We start from the raw sequence: 24,296 nt of genomic DNA on the forward strand, positions 1-24,296 counted from the left end.
CCTACACATGGATCAGTTCAGGATATGGCTCTCTTGAAGAAATAGAATCCGCAGTTATTTCAATGGTGCTTGCAGCAGTTGGGCTCCAGCTGATTTTTTCTGCAGTCTTTGTAAGCGTAATGCTCCTAGAAGTTGATACAGACTGGTAAGGTGATGCAATGAAAATAGCCTTCGTATACGATGCTGTATATCCCTGGGTCAAAGGGGGCGCAGAAATGCGCATTCATGAACTGGGGATGCGGCTTTCTTCACAGGGGCACGATGTGCACCTTTTCGGGATTAAATGGTGGGAAGGCGGAGACGTTATTGAATATGAAGGCATGACCCTCCACGGCGTTTGCAAAGCAAGGGAACTCTATGTGGCTGGCAGAAGGTCAATTTCCGAAGCACTTTTATTCTCAGTGAAATTGTTTCCAGCACTAATGAAAGAGAAATTCGACCTTATTGACGTAAGCGTATTTCCCTATTTTTCCTGTTTTACCGTAAAGCTTGTCTCAGTTTTAAAAAGTAGTCCTGCAATCTTTACATGGCATGAAGTCTGGGATGACTACTGGTATGAATACATGGGAAAAGCAGGCTTTTTCGGAAAAGTGATCGAAAAAGCGGTTTCTAAAATATCGGATAATAATATAGCGGTTTCGGACTGGACGAAGAAGAGGCTTGAAGCCCTTGGGACCCCTGAAAATAATATAATGGTCATCCCTAACGGGATCGATTTTAAAAGGATTTCCGGGATTGAACCGGAAGGTGGCCTGAATTCTGCAGGACTTGAGGAGAAAATTTACGACATAATCTTCGCAGGCAGGCTCATAAAAGAAAAAAATGTTGATGTTTTGATAAAAGCAGTGGCTCTCCTTAAAGCTGATTTTCCAGACATCAGGTGCTGTATTGTTGGGGATGGACCTGAAAAGGCAGCGCTTGTGGAGCTTGCAAGGAAGCTGGAAGTTTCTGAAAATGTCAAGTTTGCAGGCTTTCAGGAGTACAGGGCATTAATCGGAAAAGTCAAGGCTTCAAAGGTGCTCGTGCTGCCTTCAAGCAGGGAAGGCTTCGGGATGGTTGTAATCGAGGCTTTTGCCTGCGGGGTGCCTGTAGTGACAGTAAGGGAGAAGTACAATGCAGCGCAGGGACTTGTTGAAGATGGAGTGGACGGGCTTGTTGTGGAACTGGAAGAGAGGGAGATTGCAAAAGCCGTGGAAAAAATGATTGAGAAGAGCTCAGGAAACAGAAAAGTTTCAGAAGCTGCATTTAACAAAGCTGAAAAATATGATTGGGATGAAGCATTAGTGAAACTAGAAAATAGTTATGAGGAACTTGCATGAAAATTGCTATTTTCCATGATTACATCGGAGCAATCGGCGGAGGAGAAAAACTGGTTCTTACCCTTGCAAAGGGACTGGGAGCAGACGTGATTACTACAGATGTAGATATGGATTCCGTAAAAAAAATGGGTTTTGAGGCCGTGAAAATCATAAGCCTTGGGAACACCTTAAAGATGCCACCCTTAAAACAGATAGATGCCTCTTTTAAATTTGCAACCTGTGATTTTTCGAAAAAATATGATTTTTTTGTTTTTTCCGGGAACTGGGCACTCTTTGCAGCGAAAAAACACAAACCAAATCTTTACTACTGTCACACACCAACAAGAGCTTTCTATGATCTTTACGATGTGTACCGTAAAAACCAGTCAATTTTTGTTTCGGTACCATTTATGGTGTGGGTACAGTTGCACAGGAAAGTTTCTGAGTACTACTTATCTCATGTATGTAAGATTGTGACTAACTCCGTAAATACTAAAAATCGAATAAGAAAGTACTTAAATAGGGATTCAGAAGTAATTTATCCTCCGGTTGACACTTCAAGATTTAAATTCAAGGAATATGGAGATTTCTGGCTATCCGTAAATCGGCTGTATCCTGAAAAGAGAGTGGAACTGCAAATTGAAGCTTTCAGAGAAATGCCAGATCAAAAATTGCTTATCGTCGGAGGTTATGCAGCAGGAGATCATGCATCAGGATATGCATCCAGATTAATGACTGGACTTCCAGAAAATGTAATGTTGATTGGCAGTGTTTCAGAGGAAAAACTACTTGAATTATATACCACCTGTAGAGGACATATCACAACGGCAATGGATGAGGATTTTGGGATGACACCTATTGAAGCCATGGCCGCAGGAAAACCTGTAGTGGCAGTCAAAGAAGGCGGATTCCTCGAAAGCATGAAAGATGGCAAAACAGGACTGCTGGTTGAAGCAAATGTAGAAAGTATTGTTAAGGCAATAAGAATCGTCTCGGAAAATCCGGAAAAATTTAAGGATTCGTGCCTTCAAAGAGCAAAACTTTTTGATACATCAGAATTTATTAAAAAAACGAAAGAGGTAATCAGTAGATGAGCAAAAATTTATGGAAATATCGTCATCTTATAAAAAGACTGGCAATTAGCGATTTCAAGGTACGATATAAAAACTCAGTCCTGGGCTTTTTCTGGTCATTATTAGAACCACTACTGATGCTATTGGTGTTATATGTGGTATTTGTAGATGTATTTCCAAGTACTCAGAAAAACTACCATTTATTCCTCCTTCTTGGCATTGCTCTGTGGGATTTTTTTACAAAAGGTACTTCAATGGGCCTGCAAGCCATAATCAGCAAACCGGGCATGGTAAGACAGGTCTATATCCCAAGAGAGATATTGATATTTAGTTCATCTCTTACCGCTCTTATGATGGCAGTGCTTGAAATTGGGGTATTTGGTATTTTCATGGTAATTTCAGGGGTGGTGCCAACATCAACTGCTATTTATTTCCCCATTATATTCATGATCATATTTATACTCGTATTTGGTACATCCCTTGCATTAGGCGCACTCAATACATACTATAGGGATGTCCAGTACATCTGGGCAGTCATTCTTCAGGCTGGTTTTTTTGCAAGTGGCGTTTTCTTTGACTTCTCAACTTACGAGAGTGATATTAAAGGATTGTTACTTTTGAATCCAATGGCAAGAATAATCTTAATATCTAGAGAGTCGTTGCTGTATAATACAGCCGTATCTTCCTGGGATCTTGTCTTCTGCTTTGCTTCATCCCTTGTGATGTTACTTGTTGGGTATCTTATCTTTATGAAGCTTGAGCCTGGATTTGCAGAGGAGGTTTAATTATAATGGACATTATCGAAGCAAGAAACGTATGGAAAAACTACAAGATCCCGCACGAAAAAAGAAATACGTTATTTGAATCATTATATGGGCTGATGGATAGTAAAATGGGATATGAATCATTCACTGCATTAAAAGATATAAATTTCACAGTCAAAAAAGGAGAGTGGCTTGGAGTCATAGGCCATAATGGATGTGGAAAAAGCACTCTTCTAAAGGTCATAGCTAATACGATTCGTCCTACAAAAGGCAAAATAACGGTAAACGGCAAAATAACTTCATTTTTGGAGTTAGGAATAGGTTTTCAACCGGATTTAACCGCAAAAGAAAACATAAAAATTTATGGCGCCATAATGGGACTCTCAGACACTGAGATAGAGGACCGAATAGATGGTATTCTTGAATTTGGAGGATTAACCCGTTTCAAGGATACAAAAATCAAGAACTTTTCCAGTGGAATGATTGTAAGGCTGGCGTTCTCAACTGCAGTTCAAATCGAACCGGAAATTCTTCTTCTGGATGAAGTTCTTGCAGTAGGCGACTTCGATTTTCAGAAAAAATGTTTTGAAGTTTTCGACAGATATAGGGAAATGGACAAAACGGTTGTTTATGTCAGCCATGATTTGAGTACAGTACAGCGTTTTTGTGATAAGGTGCTTCTATTGAATCATGGAGAACAGATTGGAATCGGAACTGCAGAAGAAATGATAAGTATATATCAATCTATCGCATAAACATCCTGAGAATTTACAATCAAAAGAAGATATTCCGGAATTTTCCAGTATGATAAATAAATGGTAATTATTCAGCATACAAAAACCAGTTTATTGAGAGTGATTTTGACGACACAGAGAGATATGATTACTACTGATGATAAATAGAGAAACGCAATCAATAGCCAACTATTAGATGAAATTGCGTGCGGCCGCCCCACCCTAAACAGGCGGCCTGACAATTACCACCAGTAATAATTTAATTCATTCTTTTTCTATTTAAAGGCATTATATACTTTTTTTACATATTTTTGCCCTGAAATTGAATTGTCGGACAGCCTGAAGGTCGAGATTCGTGACCTTCTGTACTCCCGAAATAATAAATTTAAGGATTACATGGAATGACTGGTTTACGTGCTATTCCGTATCCTCCCAATATTAAGAATATTAATTCCCAAGGATAATGATATCGAGATTGCACTTCAAGGAAACTGTGAAGTAGCACAAAAATAAAAAAGATCATGAAAAGAAACTGAATTCCAATGTTAAGATTTGTGTTCTTTAATTTATAGCAACCCAATAAACTAAAAAATAATATCCCAAAATAGAAGAATTGGGAGACTGCAAGCATTAGCAATTGATTATGGAGTATAAAAACAGTTGATTTGGTTGTATCCATATTCTGGATACTCCAATAAGTTCCAAATGATTCGTCGCCCCACATTATATTAAATTTTTCGAATATTAGTTTAGTAAATCCTCCGGGATTTTCAGTTATACGAGATAAACCAGTCTGAAAAGCAATTTTTTTCGCTTCTTCTGGACTATAATCGTTCCATATTTGACTGTCAACCGGATTCCACTGCCCTTTGTACTCAGGATTTGTGCCCACAAGCAATGAATGTTGTATTCCTGTACTCGGGTCAGAAGGGGTATCAACGAGTAAACCTAGACCAGTCACAAAGATCCAAACAATAACAAAACCAGATATTAAAAAAAGAGATGATTTGACCTTTTTTTTAAAAGATTCTTCTTGAACAAATAGTAACGTCATAAAGCCTGTGGCAACAACGATTAGAGATAGAAAACGAACGGTATAAGCTAATCCAAAGACAACGCCCGCTAAAAAAATATTTGTATATGCATTATCTGGTGTCACTTTAATAGCTCCGATAAACAGAGCTATTCCGAGAAAAAGAACAAAAATAAACAAATGCTCTGAAGCCAGGACACTGCTATACATAATTTGAGCAGGCCAGATTAAATATAGTACCGTAGTTATCCTTGCAATACATTCATCAAATAAATGTCCCGCAATCAAATAAAGCAGAATTCCTGTCAATGCACTAAGAAAAACGTTTAGTAATTTTGCTACAAAAAGATTTACACCAAAAATTTTATAAATGATTCCCAGCACAAAAGAATATCCAAAGCCTCTACCATCATAATCTATAGATAATAAATGGGCTGGAAACTGTTCGGAAATGAGTATTCCAAAATTATTATAGACTTCAAAATCTGAAAAAGGTATGGTTGGTACTGCTAGTATCCAAATTAAACGCAGTAAAATAATTACAAAGACGCTAATAATCAAAAAATGCTTTGTTGATCCCTTTTGAATAAAACTGTCAGTATCAGAGAGAATATAATAAAAACAACAGCCTATGAACCCAAAAACAAATATCCAATATTTGGGGATGTTAATTAAATAATAGTTTTGAATAGACAAAATTGAACTAATAAAAAAAACATATCCGATAATGTAAACAAGAACGTGATCAATTCGATATGTTGACCACGTATTATTGATTTTCATTTATAGCTCCTAAATATTGATTTTGACTTATAGCTTCTAAATATTGATTTGTAATCTGTTCCTAGCAAGTAATTACAAAAATTTAAAATAATCTATCTTACCCACTTGCCACAGATGTCCTTTCAGTCATCACCACTTTTCATGCTATCGTTTTTTCTGAAAACTGCCCTGGTTACTCAAACACGTGTTTTTGAAATATCCCACAAATTTCTATTTTTTGCTTTCGTTGAAAATTTCCAGAACCCATTTCCCGGGCTTTAGTTGAGATGATAACTGCAGATTTTATAAAAAATCTTCAAAAACGATAACATGAGAAATGTTATCTTTTTGAAGACATCTGCAGAAGGTCGGATCTTATATCGGCAGCAAATACTTTCCAAAACATATAAGTTTTTGATTCCAACTTTTAGATTGGATACCTGAAATTATATTTACAGTGTATTATTTTTCACATACACCTCTAAATACAATTTTTCATATTTTCGGACCATAGCATCGAGATTATATTCTTGATTGACTCTTTTGATTCCCATTTTCCCTGAAACATTCCATTTATCGTTATTAGTGTAAAAATCAATCATTGATTTTTTGAGAATTTCAAGGTTTGGCAAGTTTTCATTCATCTTATAGTCAAACACATTTGAAATATTTAGATTAGTAATATCACCATAAGCATTAGGAATTATAATCCCAATGTCACTGTTCTTGATAACTTCGCGCGCACTTCCAACATCTGTCAGGATCAAAGGAAGACCATAATGCATGGCCTCCATTACGGAAATACTCCAACCCTCTATCAGCGAAGGTAGCAAAAAAGCATTTGCTATCTGATAAAGACAATGCATATCCTCATCAGAAACGAATTTAAGTTGAATGATATTTGATTGAAGACCATATTCGCGGATTTTCTTTTCAATAGCCTTATAATAATCCTCCTCAAGAACAGGACCCACAAAAATAATCTTCATATTTGCATAGCTATTTATGAGATCTTTCATCGCACTGATTACGTTAATATGTGATTTTAAACCCGAATAGCCTGCAACGACAAGAAACACGTAGTCGTTTTCCAGAAGACCAAGTCTGGCCTTCATCTCCTGAATCTTCGACTCAGGTGTGGAATAAGTCTTAAAATTAACACCATTAGGAATTACATTGATTTTATCAGGATCTATCTTGAAATAATGTCTTGAATACTTCTTAACGTTTTTTGAAACCGCGATATAAGACGAGATGTACTTGTTTTCATTTAAATATGCAGAGATTTCATGCTCCTGAAACCAGACATAATTATTATGTATTGTTGAGACTACAGGAATGTTCATTCTCTTTGCAGTCTCCAGCCCGAAATTGGAATAATGCGTGTTTATTATATCTATATTATAATTTTTAAGAATCTCAGCAAATTTCTCCTTGCTGTTATTGATAGGAATTACAGAGACTCCCTCACTAAGGCACTTATCTGAAATGTATCCTCCGGCTTGCACATAGGCAACATAAACATTGAATTTATTTCTATCAAGATTTGTTGATAAATCATATACTACTTGCTCCAGCCCACCCTTATTGAGACTTGGAGCCAAGAGCAATACATTTAATTTCCTGTGAATGTAAATTTCAGGCAGTTTTTTATCATAAGTGGCTCTCGTGTTTCGATAGAATATAGCGTCATTTGCCAGTTTAAGGATTATCTTCAGATTGGTGCCGCTGAAATCAGGGATATAGAAAATCTTTTCGTTATGATCATGGTGTAAGATATTAAAGGATTCAAGTTTAAAGCAAAGAACCCAGTCAAAAGCCTTTATTGTACTTTCATCAACCGTAGTCTCATCAATATCCTGATCGATGACAAGTATTTTATAAATTTTCGGGTTTTCAGATATAGTTTGCAGCGCGGAGTTTACTTCGGAGAGTTTACAAAAGAGTAGGCCTTTTTCAGAAATACTTTCAATATCCTGAAGACTTTCCAAGATAAAATTACCTTCTGCTTTATAGTAACGGCTCATATTCTCAAATTCAGCAGAGGAACCTGCAAATAAGATCTCAAATGGTTTTTTATAAAACGCTCTTCTTTCCTTATCATATTCCATAAGGTCATTTACCCGCTCATAAATACCCAGTTCTTCAGCCTTTGCATTTAATGTATTATCATGGACACGATATCGATAAAGAATGTCCTCACTGCCTAGATGTTGAATATTGAATAAACTGTTAATTCGCATCCAATAATCATAATCTTCGCATCCAAAGGTGAAAGGGTCGTAATCTCCAATAACCTTACCAACCAGACCTCTGTACATAAAACAAGCGCCAATAAAATTATCCTTTTCTTCGTTGAGATGCTCGGTAGTCTTTGGAAGATGAATAAAACTGGACCCCTGAGGTTTTTGATTTTGAACCCTAAAATTGCTATCTGTTAAAGGTTCTCCTCGATCATCAATGATTTCGTAATCGCAATAAACCATGTCAGCATCATTATTATTCTTTAAAAAATTAACCTGCACTTCCAGCTGCTTTGAATCCATGATATTGTCAGCTGAAGTCCATGTAAAGAACTCCCCCTTTGCATAAAAAAATCCATTGTTAAGGGCCTTAGGCAATTTTTGGTTTTGCTGGGACAATACCCTAATTTTTGGGTTGTCTACATATTTATTCAGAACTCTTTCCACACCATCCCTAGAACCGTCATTAACAATAATCAATTCAAAATTCTGGTATGTCTGGTTTAGAACGCTCTGAATTGACTCATCCAGAAGATCTGCCTGATTGTAAACAGGCAAGATCACACTTACCTTATCCTGTTCCTGACCAAAATACAATGAACTGTTAATGTACCCTCTTTCCATGGCTTCATTATTGTCAAGTTTATCACATCTTATTTCGGTAATCAATTGATCAAATTCTTTTGCCCTTGCATCCCAAGTATTTTCTTTTGCCTCTTTAGATAACAACTTTAAATATTCATTGTTGCCTATTAATTGCAAAGCCTGGTCAACTTTGTTAATAAAGTCCTCTTTATCCTTCCCAATCAGGACAGAACGATATTTACGGCATTCCCTTATATTTGTGGAGACTATTGGCTTTTCAAGTGCCATATATTCAAAAAGTTTTATAGGATTCGTCGATTCCGTAATCTCATTTAAAACAAATGGAATCGTTGCAACATCAAAGAATTTTGCGTATTCGGGAAGTATAGAGTAATCTTTTGACCCTAAATAATGAATATTTGAATGTTTATTTAGCTCCGCTTTTTTTATGGATTCGTCATAAATCATACCAATAAGTACGATTTCATACTGAGGCCGCGATTCAGCTAATTTCTCAATTAGATCAAAATCAAACCATATTGAAAGAGCGCCATAGTATCCGATAATGGGTTTTTGTAAATCAACAATATTTTTTAAGTCTTTTGGAATCGGGATAGAAGCCGATAGAGTACCAAAATGGTTATAATCTACTCCATTTGGAATCAGGTGAATGTCCTTTTCACCCTGATTTGCAACATTATCCACAAGTTTATCTGCAGTTGCAGCAAAAATATCGGCTGATTTCAGCATGTACTGGTGCCTGTGGAGAATGTCATCAAGTAATATTGGGCCAATAATATCCTGACTGATCTCATCAATATAATCATAGATAACCAGGCCTCCTTTTCTTTTAATATCCATTATATCTGAAATCATGACATTTGGATTTGTACATGAAAGTAACAGAATGAGTTCTGATAAAGAACTGACCAGTAAATCATACTTGTTTGTTAAATAAAGACTTTCTTGGATCTTCTGAAACCCATCGACCTTATCTAGCTTATTGTCCCCGACCGAATAGAAGAATAAATATCCAAGCTTGGAGAAAGCAAGAGCAAGTTGCTGAGGACGTTGAAATAAAGGAATATTCCAGTCAACCGTAGGGGGATAAACAATAATTCCTTTTATTTTCCCTTTATGATCTCCCAGAATTTTCTCAAGCTCCCTTTCATATGGCGAGGTCTCTGATATATTCTGAGGCTTTTCAGCCGCTCCTACAAATTTGTTGAGAGAGGAAGATAAAAATCTGGTAATTGGAGAGTTTATTTCAAAATACTTGCCATAATACTGGCTAAATCTCCAGGAAAGGGAATTTTCACGATCCTGGAGAACTCTAGATAAACTATCTATAGAGAAATCTTTGTTACTTATCTCCAGCTTTAATTTTTCATTAGTAGATTTCAACGTTGAAGCTTCGTTATTTATTCTATTGACTTCCAGTCTCAAATCTTCAATCGTTTTTTGCAAGTTGAGAATCTCATCGTCCTTATTGAGAATCTCATGATCCTTAATCTCTATCTGAGATTTGTAGTCTCTATTTAAGTTATATAATAAAGTCTGATTACTGAGCTCGTCTGATAAAATCTTATTATTGAGGTCATTTATCTTTGAAGAAAGCTCAGAGATCTGTCTCATATAAATTTTTATAGAATGATTAGAAGCAGAATGATCGAAAGAATAGGTAGCTCTTTCGACATTCGATTCAATTTTAATCACATTATTCAGGAGATCTTCCGAAATTATTGAAACATTACCTGCTTTTGGTCTGGCAATTAATGCGATTAAATAGTTTTGTTCCCTTGGGAGAAGCTGTTGATCTATATCCTGATATTTTGTTCCTATTTCGGGGTTAACATAAGTAAACTGATCATAAGAAAAATGCTTTCCTATATGTTGCTCCTCAATAACTTCAAGACCTGCAGCTTCTGCAAGATGTTTCATAGAGTCGCGGAGCAGTTCCCTCCCCCATATCCATTCACCTTTTTCCATTGCCTGCTGGCGGAATAGTAAATAAGGGATACTTTTTGCATTTGGCACGAGGACAAGAACATATTTTCTGGCAACCTGTCCCATTCTCTTTAAAGTTTCGATAACATCCCAGGCATCAAAATGCTCAAGTACTCCGGAATTCCAGACAACATCATGAGGTTCGACCAGGTCGACAGATAGGTCGAACATGTTTGCATGAATATAATTTCCTACAAGATTATTTTGTTCATAATGCTCTTTTGCTTTTTCCAGAGCTACTTTACTGAAATCAATAAGTGTGGTATGAAAACCTTTACCTGCAAGATATCCAGACAAATGCCCGCTTCCACACCCAACTTCAAGTAAGGACGCACCAGGCTCAATCCCCAAACCTAAAAATAATTGTTCAATCTCTTGACCTAATTTGATTTCCGCAATATTTGCAGTTTCAGAGTAAGTTTCTGCTACATTATCCCATAATTGGGGGGATTGAGAATTAATCAATGTGTCATCATTTCTTTTCATAGTATCAAAATTTAGAGATTTATTTGCGTAGATTACTAGCAATTGATAGCCATACCAAAAAACAGATGATCGGGTATCCAGGATTTTAGAATAAATTTTTTGGAAGGATTCGGTTTTATCGGGGAAAAAATATTCACTCAAAGAAATCTCATGATCCTTAATGCGATTTTCTTCCCTATATGGCACAAGAGCGATGTATAGATCTTTTGTGTGAGCTAAATGTTCCTGAAAGTATGGTTTCGGATCTGCAAAATGTTCAAGACAATTCGAACAAACAATTACGGAGAATTCTTCGTTCAACTCTGACAAACTTCCGGATACAAAACTGAGATTCTTGTATTCATTTTTTGCTTTTTCAATAGCGTTCTCTGAAATATCCAGTCCTTTAACTTTAGCACTGGGAAATTTATTTTGTAAAAGGTTAACACCCTGACCTAAAGCACATCCCCAATCAAGAATAGTGATTTCTGGATTATCAATATATTTTTTGATACTTACAGGCAAATTTTCAATAATCAACTGCATAAAATATTCGGTTTGTTCTCTTCCTTTGTTTATTTCCCATTTAATTTTAAAATATTCTTCCCACCATTCTTTGGAGTTTATCTCAGCAAACACAATATCACTCACTCTTTAAGAATTAACAATTAAAATGCCCGATTTGTTTAATGTTCCAATTTTTGAATTATCAACTTAATCATCTTTTCCGACTTTCGACCCCAGGTGTTTTCTTCTGTAATCTTAAGAACCTCTTCAACATTCACTTTTGTATTGAGAGAAACGGGGACAAACTGCAGGAATTCATCTAAATTATTTGCGACATATATTGCGTGATCAAACTGTTTTACTTCAGGTAAATTGGTCGAAATTACATTTTTCCCACTTGAAATATATTCATAAAATTTGAGAGGATTCGAACTCAATGTTAACTCATTAATTTTAAAAGGAATTATGCAAACATCAAAAGCTTTAATGTAATTCGGGAGTAATTCATAAGGCTTCACCCCAAGTATAAATATATTTGGATATTGCTTTAAGGAATCAATTTCGTTTTTTACGCTGGGAAATTCCGGCCCTACCAGCACAACAGAAAAATCCGGATATTCCTTGCTAATTGCTCTAATGATATCAAAATCTACCCAGTCACTCAGAGCACCAACGTATCCTACAATCGGTGTTTTTATGTGTGCTATATCTTCAGGAATTGGGATATCTGTCATTGCCTTCTTGAAATGATCCACATCAACCCCATTACCAATCAGATACACATCATTCTTTCTAGTCTTCAGGATATTATTATGTAAATATGAAGAAGCTACGAAAACAAGATTTGCTTTCTCGATTAAGTTATCCAGATACTTTTTCATCCAGGATGGAACATTAGAGAATGCAAGTTTATCATCAATATAATCCAAAACAACCATTTTTTCCTGTAGCTTCCCTATTAAAGTCGAATATCTGGGCTCATAGTAGAAAAGAACCGGCTCTTTCATATTCTTCTGTTTTAAAATGAAACGAAGCCAGAAAGAGATTAAAGAATCATTAATCCACCTTAAATTCTCTGATCTGTCTATCAAGGGAATCGATGGTAACGAAACAATCTCTATATTTAGATGTTTTCTTGTGAACAACCGCTTAGGCTGCTTAAGGAGAACAGGAATTGACGTGGGTTCAATAAATAGAATTCTCCAGTTAGAAGGAAATCTTGTAAATAATTGCTGATGCCTCTGCCAGAGTGCGTCCCAGAAAATATCAGAGAAACAGACAATATCCAATGGGACGCTCTCTGCTGAAGACTCCATTATTCGGTCCTCAGAGTATCAATTATTTTTTCTGCAGCCCTTCCATCTCCAAAAGGATTGATCCAGGTCCTTTTTTCGCTCATCATATTGATAGCTGATTGGATAATACGATCCGGTTCAACACCTGCCAGGACATTAGAGCCGACTTCCAGTGTTTCAGGTCTTTCTGTATTATCTCTCAGTGTTACACAGGGGGTCCCCAGAATGCAGGTTTCTTCCTGAACTCCGCCTGAATCAGTAAATACAAGTCTGGCATTCGCTTCAAGCTGCAGGAACTCCAGAAAACCTACAGGCTTTATAGGCCTGATCCCTTCCAATGAAAAACCGAATTCCTTGATTCTTTTTTCTGTTCTCGGGTGTATAGGGAAAACAACAGGTAGCGAATATTCTTTTTGGATCGTGGAAATACCTTTCAATAATTTGCCCAACTGTTCCCGATTATCGACGTTCTCTGCCCTATGGGAAGTGAGAAGGAAGTATTCTTTAGACTTCAAGTTCAAATCATTCAAGACATCTACTTTCTTGTTAGAAATCTCTAAATTTTGAAAAACTGCGTCAACAATTGTATTACCAGTTACAAATATTTTGCTTTCTTCAATACCCTCTTTCAGTAGATTTTGCTTTGAAAGCTCAGTGGGTGCAAAGAGATAATCCGAAACATGATCTGCTACAACTCGATTTATTTCTTCGGGCATGCTGCGGTCATAACTTCTAAGGCCGGCTTCCACATGCCCTACTTTTAGATGTACTTTAGAAGCAGCAAGAGTGCCTGCAAGTACAGTATTTGTATCACCCTGAACTAAAACCACGTCTGGCTTTTCTTCAAGAAGGACTTTCTCGATACCCTCCATGATTTTACCTGTTTGCTCTGCATGGCTTCCGGAACCTACATCGAGATTATAGGCTGGTTTCGGCAACTCAAGATCATCGAAGAAAGCCCTATCCATCTCATAGGAGTAGTGTTGGCCAGTGTGCAGAACGAAATAATCAAGGTTCCTTTTTTCACATTCTCTTATCAGAGGAGACATTTTAATAATTTCTGGTCTTGTGCCTAAGATTATTGAGAGCTTCATTTTAAGGTCTCCATTTAAAGAATAATATTGGACTAAAATTGATTTTATCAAAGTTTGGACTTTTTAGAGCTTATGTACGAGATATCAAAATCATTAAATTGATTTAATGGTATGTATTTTACAACTCAAATCCCAATCTGATGATCCCGATCTGGAGAGAGATCTACACGCAAAAGTTTTAATTTAAGTGAACTCATGAGTATATTTTTAACCAATGTATAATGACAAATATGACAAGTTCTACTCAAAAAATTAACATAAAACTAATAATTTTTTAATAATCATAGAAACATGTGTATAATCCTTTCTACGACAAACAATATAAATATTGATTTATAGCGGTACTTGTAATTTGATAATCTAGAAGTAATTCAAACAGCCAGGAGTAGGCTGTGTGTCGATTTTTCATTACAATCACAGATTTCAAGAAGTAAATGAATAGGATATCCCACATCCGAAGAACCAAATTTTATACAATAGGCAAAAAATTGACTTTGAATTTACAGCAAATTCGTGACACTGCCGAAAATAGACTACATAGAGTGAATATGCCCATAAAAATTAAAGTATTAATTGTTTGCGTATTGAATTAAGCAGACATCACAATAAAAAGTATGAATTAGCGGAAAGCCGTGAACGTAACAATTATATCACTAAGATAACAAGGTGTTGGATTAAATAAGAGAATATTAAAAAATCAAACGAAAGTAAAAGGACTATTTTTACGCACTCTCTCCTTTAAGAAGTAGTAAAAAAGATGGAACTATTGAAAAAATCAAAAAATACAATGAAGTGGTCGCTATGAATAAAAACATGAGGCATCTGGAGTCAAAACCATCAACTTATAGTTCAAGATTTAAAATCATTTCACTTATCGCTGTAATAGCAGTTGCTTTTCTCATGCGCATGCTCTCCTATGCTTCACTCACTGCAGACGGTGGCATAACCTTTACGGGATTTGATGAGTTTTATCATATGCGGCGCATTCTATATACGGCCTCCAGTTTCCCTCATTTTCTTAACTTTGATACCTATCTTAACTATCCTTATGGTTTTGAGATTGGGTGGCCGCCATTCTTTGACCTGTTAGGCGCCATGCTTGCAATAATTCTGGGAGGAGGACAGCCTGACACGCATACTGTCGAATTTGCAGGGGCTCTTTTACCGGTACTGCTCGGAGTCCTTACAGTAATTCCGGTTTATGTGGTAGCGGCTTCAGTCTTTGACAAAAAAATAGGGCTTCTTGGAGCTTTCATTTTTGCGGTTATACCTGCCCATGTATACACATCCCGTTTTGGGGCAGTTGACCATCACGTAGCTGAAGTACTCCTCTCAACGGCAGCCTATGCATTTTTCATACTTGCCATAAAGCTAGCAGGGGAGAGAAAACTTTCATTAAGTTCACTCAAAAACATATCCTCAGATAAGAAACTCATAAATCCCCTGCTTCTTGCAGCGGCTTCAGGACTCTTTTTTTCACTCCTTATCTTTACATGGGTAGGAGCTCCTGCCCTTATCGGCTTTGTTGTCCTTTATGCATTGGTTCAGGCAACACTCGATCTTAAAGCAGGGAAAGAGTCAGATTACCTCTTCATGTGCTCAACTGCAGCTCTGTTTGCAACACTCTTGTTTACCATCCCTCTCTCAGCAGGAGCAGCCCGTCAGGGACTTGAAATGAGTGCAATGTATCTTTCCTGGTTCCAGGTGGTCTTTGTACTGATCCTGCTCACCGGAATATTCCTTTTATGGGGTTTTTCAGCATATATCTCAAAGAAAGGAATGGACTGGAAGTACTATCCTGGCGTGTTAATACTCGTATTCGGCTCAGGACTTCTTTTCCTCCGGATATTTTCCGTCGAATACTACGCTTTCATTATTGAAGGACTGAGGTTCTTTTCTGGAAAAGGTGAATATATAGGCACAGTTGTAGAAGCAGTGCCCCTCTTTTTGACTTCACAGGGAAAACTTACTTTCGCCCCGACATTAGGAAGTTTTGGGCTTTCCTTCCTGGCGGCACTGGCAGGATTTTTCCTGTTCGGCCTTGAGTTGAAAGGCGAAAAGTCAAAGCCAGAAGGAGTATTTTTCCTTGTATGGACACTTTTTTATGCATACCTCACCTTTTCCCAGAGGCGGTTTTCCTATCTTTTTGCGGTAAATATCTCAATCCTTACCGCATATATTCTCTGGATTTTGCTGGAATCCCTTGATTTCGGAAAAGAAGTAAATAAGCTGGCAAAATCCGGAAAGGTAACGGAGAAGGATCTGGAATCTGCCTTTCAAACGGGTAAAAGGTCAGTATCAAAAACGAACTCAAAATCAAAAACCAGACATGCAGCAGAGCCAAAGATTACGGATGCCGGACCTGACTACTTCAAACTTGCTTCAGGGGTGGCACTGATAGGCCTGATCTTTGTGCCCTCCGTATGGTTAGGTGCTACTTTTGCAAAGGATGCAGTCTCAATTGATCCTGAATGGCAGGACTCCCTCGAATGGCTTGAAGCCTCAACACCTGCAACTTCTTATTATCTTGAGCCTTCAGAAACCCCTGAGTACGGGGTTCTTAGCTGGTGGGACTACGGAAACTGGATTGTATATGTGGGAAAACGGCCTGCAGTCTCCAATAACTTCCAGACAGGTATAGAAGATTCTGCACGCTTCTTTATAACGGATTCCGAAAAGGAAGCAAAAACAATAATTGAAAAACTCAATGTAAAATACGTAATAACTGACACATTGATGGCAGAAGGTAAGTTTAGTGCTATTACCACGATAGCAGGAAAAAATATCGGAGACTATTACGAAGTCAAAACCGCGAAAGAAAATGCAGGCCTCAAAACCGTTGCAACTCCTAAACATGCTCTCCTGCAAACCCAGGTATATAAGCTACATAAACTTGATGGAACCTCCCTGGGGAATTACAGGCTGATCCATGAAAGTACTATAAATTCCACAGAGAATAAGAATAGTAAAGAAAATACTGTGAAGGTATTCGAATATGTCAAGGGAGCCACGATTTCAGGCACTGCAAGCCCTAACCAGTCCGTGATGGCAACACTTGAGCTCAGCTCAAATACAGGCAGGAAATTCACATATCAGAAAGGTGACGTGGCAGATGAGAACGGTATATTTGAGATAACCGTGCCCTATTCGACCGAAAACACAGGAAAAGGAGTTCATGCAACCTCTGTTTATTCACTGACCACAGGAAAAAACTCAACTATTGCAGGAATTCAGGTAACTGAGAGCGACATTTTGAACGGAAATAGAATAGAGTCAAACTTTCCCTTTACTGAAGCAGAAAACGTATAATAAGCGTTAGAAGTGAAAAATCGGGAAATCAAAGTTGCAGTGGCACACCCCGCAGCAAGCTAGCGGGGTATTCGACTGAAATAAAAAAGAAATCTGAAAAAAAATGAGGGAGAGGAATAAATCCCTCCTTCTTTTCTCTTTTAGAAAATTCAATGGTGGCGGTTCTACTGAAAACGCCTGCCTTTTTTCCGATAGCTTATTCTCCTGTACTTTCAACTCCGACGGCACTCAGGAATCTCTTGACGACTGCTTCGTTAACGAGCCTTAAGAGTGTCTGCCTGTCTTTTGTGGCACTGAAAACTCCGAGAGGTATCTGGGCACCTGCTGCATTTGCATGCCCTCCCGCGTCTTCTCCGAAGGCCTGGCGCATAATCTCTCCAAGGTTGACCCTGATATCATTGCTGCGGCCCGAGATATAGATGCGGTCATCGGTGACCCCAAAGACAACAGTTGTGGAGATTCTTTCAAGGCTCAGGAGGTAATCCGCAGCCTGAGGAAGAGTATCCCTATCCCGGATGTTCCCGACATTTGAGAGAAGGTAACTCCCGAGTACCTGCCGGTTCCGGATAGCTTCCCCGAGCACTTCAAGGGTTTCAATAGCCATTGAAGGCTGCTCGAGCTGGTCCAGGATCCCGTGATTTGAAAGGGGATAGAGGTACGAAGCAGCTGAGAGGTCTGCAGGGTCGGTTTTCCGCTTGAAGTCCTGTGTGTCAGTCCTGATCCCGTAAAGTAGAGCCGTTGCCAGGGTCTTCGATATATTGATATTTAGCTGCTGCAGGTACTTTGTCATGATAGTGGCTGTTGCCCCAAAGTTGGGCCGGATGTCTATATATTCAGCCTTTATCTCGGTTTCTCCGGGTGGGTGATGGTCTATCACAATGCCTACATATGAATTCGGAGGAACCATATTATTAACACCGGGGAGTGAGCAGTCTATCAGGGCAATTTCGTCAAAGTTATCAGGGTCGTGATCTTCCATCTTGCTGAGGTCAATCCCGAGAAGGTTTACGAAAGCCTTGTTTTCCTGATGCCCTATCCTTCCGTGGTAGAGGATATTTGCTTCAACTCCAAGGCTTTTTGCGATTTCCTTTAATGCAAGCCCGCTGGATATCGCATCCGGGTCAGGATTATCGTGGATTACGATAGCAAGTTTTTTATCCCTTATTCCTTTCAGCCACCTGGCGAGCCTGTTGCCCCTGTGGACAGACTCAGCTCTCTCAAGGGAACGGGAAAGGGAGCTTGCGACCAGCTTGGAGGGCATAAAAACGTAATCAGACCCCAGATCTTCCATCTTTTCTTTATTGATGATATCCGAGGCACGGGAAAATATCTGGATATCCGGGTTTACGATTTTCTTAAAGTTTTCAATTCCTTTCCTGTTTGCCTCATTGTTGGAACTCAGGAAGAGTATTGCAACGACATTTTTAAGATCAATATTATTAATGAGCTCAGGGTCAGAGATATCTCCGAGAATAGTTTCAAAGCCTTCTTCTCTGAGAGTCTCAACCTTAGCTTCGTCGTTATCTACAATGACTACAAGCTTATTGCTTTCCCTGAGCTCTTTTGCAAGCGCAAAACCAATACTACCGCTGCCCAGGATAAGATACCTGGATTTAACTGTGCTCTTAAGGCTGCTATCCGCATCTTTTGAAGAATTTGACAAAAGTCATCCTCCTATTCTTATGTAAGTCCAGACACGTGCAAAGGAAAGCAAACATTTAATCAGATTCCTGCCTGCTTACAATTTTTTACTTTTTTCTCTATTTAAATCTCAATAAAGGAATAAGGTAAAAACATTACATTGTTAGACATAAGGCTATTTAAGATTATTTCAATACTGAATCTGCTTTATAATATAATATTAAATCAGATTCATCTTCGTTTTTACAATTTAAATGCAATATTAACATGTAATTCTCAAATATGCTAACTTTAGCTATTAACTCCTCTTACTTTACATTTGTCACTATTTATGAAGTTACTTATTACGGAATTAACATTCCAGGCAACAAACTTGCCTTAATTTCCATTATAAACCTGTTTCTTACGGCATAGCCCGGATTCTTACGGCATAGCCTGGGTTCTTAAGGTTTTAACCTGAATTCTGCCGGTATACATGTTATATTGGAATATAGCGTATATAGTTAATGACACTAGATGAGTTTTCCTCAGTAGAAATAATCTCAGTATAAAAGCAGCAAATAAGTTCAGATTATATCGATAGTTCAAATTATATCGATAGTTCAGATTATATGGATAATTCAGGACCGGCATTAAATACTTTCCAGTTCCATAAAAATAGGTCTTTTATTATTAAGCAGTTGATATTTTGATGCTCTATTTTTTGAGCGCGACTGAAGATTGCATTTTAAATTACTGGAAGCCACTCCGGCTCAAACAGCGCTTTGCTCGGGACAGAGAAACTGAAAGATAGTATTCAGGTTGCCCTGTAATAATATCAACCGATTAGCAACGAGCCACGTAAAAATACCATGTCCATAAAAACACCGTGCGCCATGAAAACACAGAAATCCGTGAAAACACCCGGTTCTATTGGAATACGGAATTTCGTAAAAAGATAAGTGAATTAAATAGAATTATACAGATTATTGAATAACCTCAATAAAAATATTGAATAACCTCAATAAAAAAAAGACATGCAGGCTATTAGCATGAAGTATATCAGTTCTTTACGGATGAAGGCGATCGATGCCAACTGTTTATATTTGGGACTGTTCCCGCTTCAGTTAATGGAAAATGCGGGCGCGGCTATTGCACAGAATGTAAAGGAAAAGCTTGGCAGCGGAAAGGTACTGTTTGTGGCAGGCAGGGGAAATAACGGAGGCGATGCTTTTGTTGCTGCCAGGCACCTTGCCGGCATTCCCGGATACAATGTAAGGATGATTCTGCTCGGAAAAGACAGGGATATAGGGACTGAAGAAGCATTTCACAATTTCTCCCTGTTGAGGTTCAGCAGGGTTCAGACACTTGAGATCAGAGATTCAAGCCAACTTGCAGCCTCGGGATGGTTTTCAGAAGCCGACATACTGGTGGATGCCATCTTTGGCACAGGCATTAAGGGAAACATAAAGGAGCTCGAATCAACTGCAATTGACCTTATAAACAGCGAAGGAAAAGCCGGAAAAACCGTAATTGCCGTAGATATCCCTTCCGGGCTTGACCCTGATGGGGGAGGCTTTGAAAAAGCCGTATACGCAGACCTTACAGTAACCTTCCACCGCATGAAAACAGGGCTCCTGGGTGAGCAGGCAAAAAAGTATACAGGCACGGTAAAGGTTGCAGATATCGGAGTCTGCGCGGATGCTGAACACTATGTAGGTCCCGGTGATCTGCAGATGCTTCAGAAAAGGACACCTGAAGCGCATAAAGGAAATGCCGGAAGGGTCCTTATCATAGGGGGCGGACCTTACTCCGGAGCTCCGGCGCTTGCAGCGCTTGCAGCCCTCAGGGCAGGAGCAGACCTGGTAACAGCAGCAGTGCCTGAATCTGTAGCCGGGATTGTAGCTTCTTACTCTCCTGACCTCATTGTCCGAAAACTTTCCTCAAGCGTGCTCTGCCCCGAAGACCTGTCCATCCTCCCTGACCTTATCAATTCTCATGATGTGGTTGTAATGGGGATGGGGCTTGGGAGAGCAGCAGAGACCCTTGAAGCTGTCAGAAAGATCCTGCCCTTCTGCAGGAAAGCAGTCCTTGATGCCGACGCCCTTTCAGCCCTGTCAGGCACTCTCTTTGAAACCCTTGCGGGGAACTGTGAAATAATAGTAACCCCGCATTCAGGAGAATTTGCACGCCTGAGGGATATGGAAATCCCCGATACCCCGGAAACCCGTGAAAAAGCTGTCAGGGAATTTTCAGAGGAAAAGGGAGTGGTAACACTCCTGAAGGGAAAGATCGACATCATTTCAGACGGGAAACAGACCCTTCTGAACAGGACAGGAAACCCAGGCATGACTGTAGGAGGCACTGGAGATGTCCTGGCAGGTGTGACAGGATCTCTGTTTTCAAAAAACCCTGCATTTCTTGCCGCAGCCTGTGCAGCTTACATTAATGGGGCAGCCGGCGACCTGGCGTTCGAGAAAGCGGGAAATGCACTGCTTGCAACTGACGTTATTAAGAAGATTCCTGAAATAATCAAAGAGGCAGAAATAGGGTGAAAGAGTTATAGCCACAAAAACAGCTCAAAAAAGGGCAAACTGATGTAGAAACAATGTTCAGATGAAACAATGTTCAGATGAAACAATGTTCAGATGAAACAATGTTCAGATGAAACAATGTTCAGATAATACTCAAATAATAATCAAACAATATTCAAATAATAACCGCTCATTAATCAGATAATATCCAGAAAATTCAAGCAATACCTGAAAACCTGGACTATTGCAACAGTAGTCCTGTATTGTAAATAATATAAAACTGTATACAGGGAAGGGGGTAACAGAATATGGTACGTGATTTTGAGAGGAAAATAGATGTGGAAATCGAAAGGACAAGGATCAGGATCACGGTTTTTCACGGGGAAGACGAAGAAGTTGTAAAGCTTAACCTTGAAGAAGCCGAGGAACTTGCAGAAAAACTGGAACAGGCGATTGAGGATTACTCACAGCGAAAACAAATCCGGATTGACTGAACCGGAAATTAAGAGACCGGGGATTGCGGGCAAAAAGATTAGAAATTAAAAAAATTAAAAGTTATATGGAATTCCAGATAGATACGAAAAACGCGGTGATTTTGTGGGAAAGACATTTACTCATATTGAAGACGGCAGAGCGCGAATGGTCGATATAAGCGAAAAAAATAATGTTTCCAGGCTGGCACGGGCTGCAGGAGAAATCGTACTTTCCGCAGAAACCCTGGAGAAAATAAGGACAGGGACCGTTGAGAAAGGAAGTGTGTTTGCAACTGCAAGGGTTGCAGCCGTGCTTGCTGTAAAGAAGACCCCGGAAACAATTCCCATGTGCCACCAGATTCCGATAACGGGGATAGATGTGGATTTGGAGGTAGGAGATGATGCGGTTTCTGCAATTGTGGAGGTCCGGACTGTCGGGAAAACAGGAGTTGAAATGGAAGCTCTGACAGGAGTTTCGGTTGCGCTGCTTACTGTCTGGGATATGGTAAAATCTGCCGAGAAGGATGAGACAGGAAATTACCCGCATACACTGATACGAAATATCAGGGTGCTTGAAAAGCTCAAAGGGTAAAGGTTCGAAGAGGTAAAAACCGGAAAAATAAGGGTCCATTTAAAATAAGCTTTTTAAAGGATGGGATATATCAAGACGGCAAACTGAGGTATGTATTTTGAAGATCATAGGTGGACCAGCATCACAGTTACTTGCCAGCCGCACGGCCAGGGCGCTCGGGACAGAGCCTGTACTCTGCGAATTTAATTGTTTCCCTGACGGGGAACTTTACCTTAGAATCGCAGAAGAAACGGAAAACGAAAAAGTGACCATTATCCAGAGCACGCCCACGGACTCCGATCTTGTTGCTCTGCTCCAGCTTATTGATGCCTGTGAGGGGGCAGCTGAAATCAATGTTGTGATCCCCTACATGGGCTATGCCAGGCAGGACAAGAAGTTCAAGCCAGGCGAACCCATAAGTTCCCGCGCTATTGCCCGCTGCATTAACGCTGACCGGGTTTTTACAGTAAACATTCATGAAAAGAGTGTACTTGAGTATTTCCCCTGCCCTGCCAGAAATCTTGATGCGGCAAACCTGCTGGGTGCATACATCGCTGGCTTTGGCCTTGAAAACCCAATGCTGGTTGCTCCCGATGAAGGGGCTCAGGGGCTTGTAAAGAATGTGTCTTCAGAGAATGGTTTTGATCATGACCATCTTCAGAAAACAAGGCTCAGCGGAGATACCGTTGTGATCAAGACAAAAAACCTTGATGTAACCGGCAGGCACGTTGTCCTTGTAGATGACATGATTGCGACCGGGGGGACAATGGCGGAGTCAATTAGGATGCTTAAAGCACAGGGAGCAATTGATGTCCACCTTGCCTGCGTGCACCCTGTCCTTACAAGAAATGCAACTTTAAGGTTGTTCAATGCAGGAGTAAAAGATATAATCGCAACCGACACCCTCGAGAAAGCCGAAAGCAGGCTGAGTGTTGCCCCTCTTATTGCAGAAGCCCTTTCCGGGCTTTAATCATTTACTCCAGTTTCATTACCGTTAACTATTTTTTACAGTCTGTGTATTCTTAGTAGTATGACCCTTCCAGAAATTTGTCCACTTGATGAAAACCAGACATGTAAAGGGCTGGAATGCCATCTCTTCTGTCTGGAATGGAGAACAAGGGAACCTACCTGCCTTATAGGTTACAATGTAACAAGTAAAATCAGGTCCGGCAATGACGGCCGTAAAAAAGATACCTATGCTGAAGACACATTCCGCAAGTTAGGTAGACAGCCCCTACCCAGAATGAAAAACGTCTCGGAAAAAGGAGATTGGTTTCCTACCAGGCCAGTTGAAATACCCCCTGAAAAGCCTGTTGAAAGAAGGGAAGAAAAGCCTTCTCAAACTACGGAAAACGGCAAATATTTCTTCGGATGCCGTGAAGCACCCATGGATGCAAAAACGGATAAATGTTTTGAAGAAGGTCCCGAGAAAAGGCTGCAAGGGAGACAGGTTTCCAGCGAGGCTGAGACAGCTTCCCTTAGACTGGAAGCCAGGCTGAAAAAAGATCCTGTCGAAGAAAACCCTATTGAAAACCCGATTATATACGCAAAGCCGCAGCCAAAGGCGCCGGAGAAACCAAAAACCCAGGAGAAAGTACTCTCCAGGGATAAGCATACAACAATCTTTGTATCCTGTGACGAAGAAGAAAAGAAAAATATTTATCCTTCCGACAGGGAAGAAAAACCAGTAAAAGCGACTGAATACAGGGACAAACGCAAAAAACTTGATGAGGTAATGGAAATAGACCTTCCCGAGAATTACGAAGAGGAGTTCTGGAGTTAAAAGATCCTCTGTCGCGGAAAGAGATAACTTAGAATAACTCAAAATTAACTTATAAGAGCAGAATTAATTTAGGGTAACTCCAGGTAAACTTATGGTTAGCAGAGCTAACTAGAGTTAACCGAATTGATTAGAGTAAAGTTAACCGA

Annotated in this window: 15 protein-coding genes; 10 read left to right on the top strand and 5 right to left on the bottom strand. The window is 39.2% G+C overall.

The genetic code is table 11. The features are described from left to right. The first annotated feature begins 158 nt into the window (after positions 1-158). From EO95_RS16285 to EO95_RS16300, 4 genes are read left to right on the top strand one after another with little or no spacing between them, the layout of a single operon-like run. Entirely contained in the window at positions 159-1,319 is a 1,161-nt protein-coding gene (locus EO95_RS16285) for a glycosyltransferase family 4 protein (RefSeq protein ID WP_048136461.1), read from the top strand. After that, positions 1,316-2,392, top strand: coding sequence for a glycosyltransferase (locus EO95_RS16290; protein ID WP_048136462.1), 1,077 nt, complete (start codon positions 1,316-1,318; stop codon positions 2,390-2,392). Before EO95_RS16285 ends, EO95_RS16290 begins: the two co-directional genes overlap by 4 nt. Continuing rightward, positions 2,389-3,156 (top strand): ABC transporter permease, encoded by a 768-nt coding sequence (locus tag EO95_RS16295; protein WP_048136463.1) that lies wholly within the window; start codon positions 2,389-2,391, stop codon positions 3,154-3,156. Before EO95_RS16290 ends, EO95_RS16295 begins: the two co-directional genes overlap by 4 nt. Positions 3,157-3,161: 5 nt before the next feature. Further along, positions 3,162-3,890, top strand: coding sequence for an ABC transporter ATP-binding protein (locus EO95_RS16300; RefSeq protein ID WP_048136464.1), 729 nt, complete (start codon positions 3,162-3,164; stop codon positions 3,888-3,890). Between the two features lie 364 nt (positions 3,891-4,254). On the opposite strand, the gene EO95_RS16305 is transcribed toward EO95_RS16300, so the two are convergent. From EO95_RS16305 to wecB, 4 genes are all read right to left on the bottom strand, one after another. Further along, positions 4,255-5,685 carry a glycosyltransferase family 39 protein gene (locus EO95_RS16305; RefSeq protein WP_048136465.1) on the bottom strand — a complete coding sequence of 477 codons (1,431 nt, stop codon included), beginning with the start codon at positions 5,683-5,685 and terminating at the stop codon, positions 4,255-4,257. A 431-nt stretch (positions 5,686-6,116) separates the two neighbouring features. Further along, the gene (locus EO95_RS16865; RefSeq protein ID WP_156164089.1) at positions 6,117-11,615 is read right to left on the bottom strand and encodes a glycosyltransferase; all 5,499 of its coding nucleotides are present in this window, start codon (positions 11,613-11,615) and stop codon (positions 6,117-6,119) included. 35 nt (positions 11,616-11,650) lie between these two features. Further along, on the bottom strand, positions 11,651-12,787 hold the full coding sequence (locus EO95_RS16315; RefSeq protein WP_048136466.1) for a glycosyltransferase: 1,137 nt from the start codon (positions 12,785-12,787) through the stop codon (positions 11,651-11,653). Further along, entirely contained in the window at positions 12,787-13,911 is a 1,125-nt protein-coding gene (gene wecB / locus EO95_RS16320) for a non-hydrolyzing UDP-N-acetylglucosamine 2-epimerase (protein WP_235283070.1), read from the bottom strand. The genes EO95_RS16315 and wecB overlap by 1 nt, the downstream gene beginning before the upstream one ends. Positions 13,912-14,673: 762 nt before the next feature. On the opposite strand from wecB, the gene EO95_RS16325 reads away from it, so the two are divergent. After that, positions 14,674-17,169: an oligosaccharyl transferase, archaeosortase A system-associated gene (locus tag EO95_RS16325; protein WP_235283071.1), complete on the top strand. Its 2,496-nt coding sequence runs from the start codon at positions 14,674-14,676 to the stop codon at positions 17,167-17,169. A gap of 196 nt (positions 17,170-17,365) precedes the next feature. Here EO95_RS16325 and EO95_RS16330 read toward each other — a convergent pair whose 3' ends face one another. Beyond that, complete coding sequence (locus EO95_RS16330) at positions 17,366-18,832, bottom strand: DHH family phosphoesterase (protein WP_048136469.1); 1,467 nt, start codon at positions 18,830-18,832, stop codon at positions 17,366-17,368. A 1,009-nt stretch (positions 18,833-19,841) separates the two neighbouring features. Here EO95_RS16330 and EO95_RS16335 point away from each other — a divergent pair. The 5 genes from EO95_RS16335 to EO95_RS16355 all read left to right on the top strand — a co-directional run bounded on the left by EO95_RS16335 (position 19,842) and on the right by EO95_RS16355 (position 24,150). Next, positions 19,842-21,344 (top strand): bifunctional ADP-dependent NAD(P)H-hydrate dehydratase/NAD(P)H-hydrate epimerase, encoded by a 1,503-nt coding sequence (locus EO95_RS16335; protein WP_048136470.1) that lies wholly within the window; start codon positions 19,842-19,844, stop codon positions 21,342-21,344. Between the two features lie 287 nt (positions 21,345-21,631). After that, entirely contained in the window at positions 21,632-21,817 is a 186-nt protein-coding gene (locus EO95_RS16340; RefSeq protein WP_048136471.1) for a hypothetical protein, read from the top strand. Positions 21,818-21,920: 103 nt separating this feature from the next. Next, positions 21,921-22,388 (top strand): cyclic pyranopterin monophosphate synthase MoaC, encoded by a 468-nt coding sequence (gene moaC / locus EO95_RS16345; protein WP_048136472.1) that lies wholly within the window; start codon positions 21,921-21,923, stop codon positions 22,386-22,388. Between the two features lie 97 nt (positions 22,389-22,485). Continuing rightward, complete coding sequence (locus EO95_RS16350; protein WP_048136473.1) at positions 22,486-23,337, top strand: ribose-phosphate diphosphokinase; 852 nt, start codon at positions 22,486-22,488, stop codon at positions 23,335-23,337. A gap of 60 nt (positions 23,338-23,397) precedes the next feature. Next, positions 23,398-24,150 carry a hypothetical protein gene (locus EO95_RS16355; RefSeq protein ID WP_048136474.1) on the top strand — a complete coding sequence of 251 codons (753 nt, stop codon included), beginning with the start codon at positions 23,398-23,400 and terminating at the stop codon, positions 24,148-24,150. Positions 24,151-24,296 lie beyond the last annotated feature (146 nt).

Origin of the sequence: Methanosarcina sp. 1.H.T.1A.1 (assembly GCF_000979295.1) — an archaeon.
Taxonomy (GTDB): Archaea; Halobacteriota; Methanosarcinia; order Methanosarcinales; family Methanosarcinaceae; genus Methanosarcina.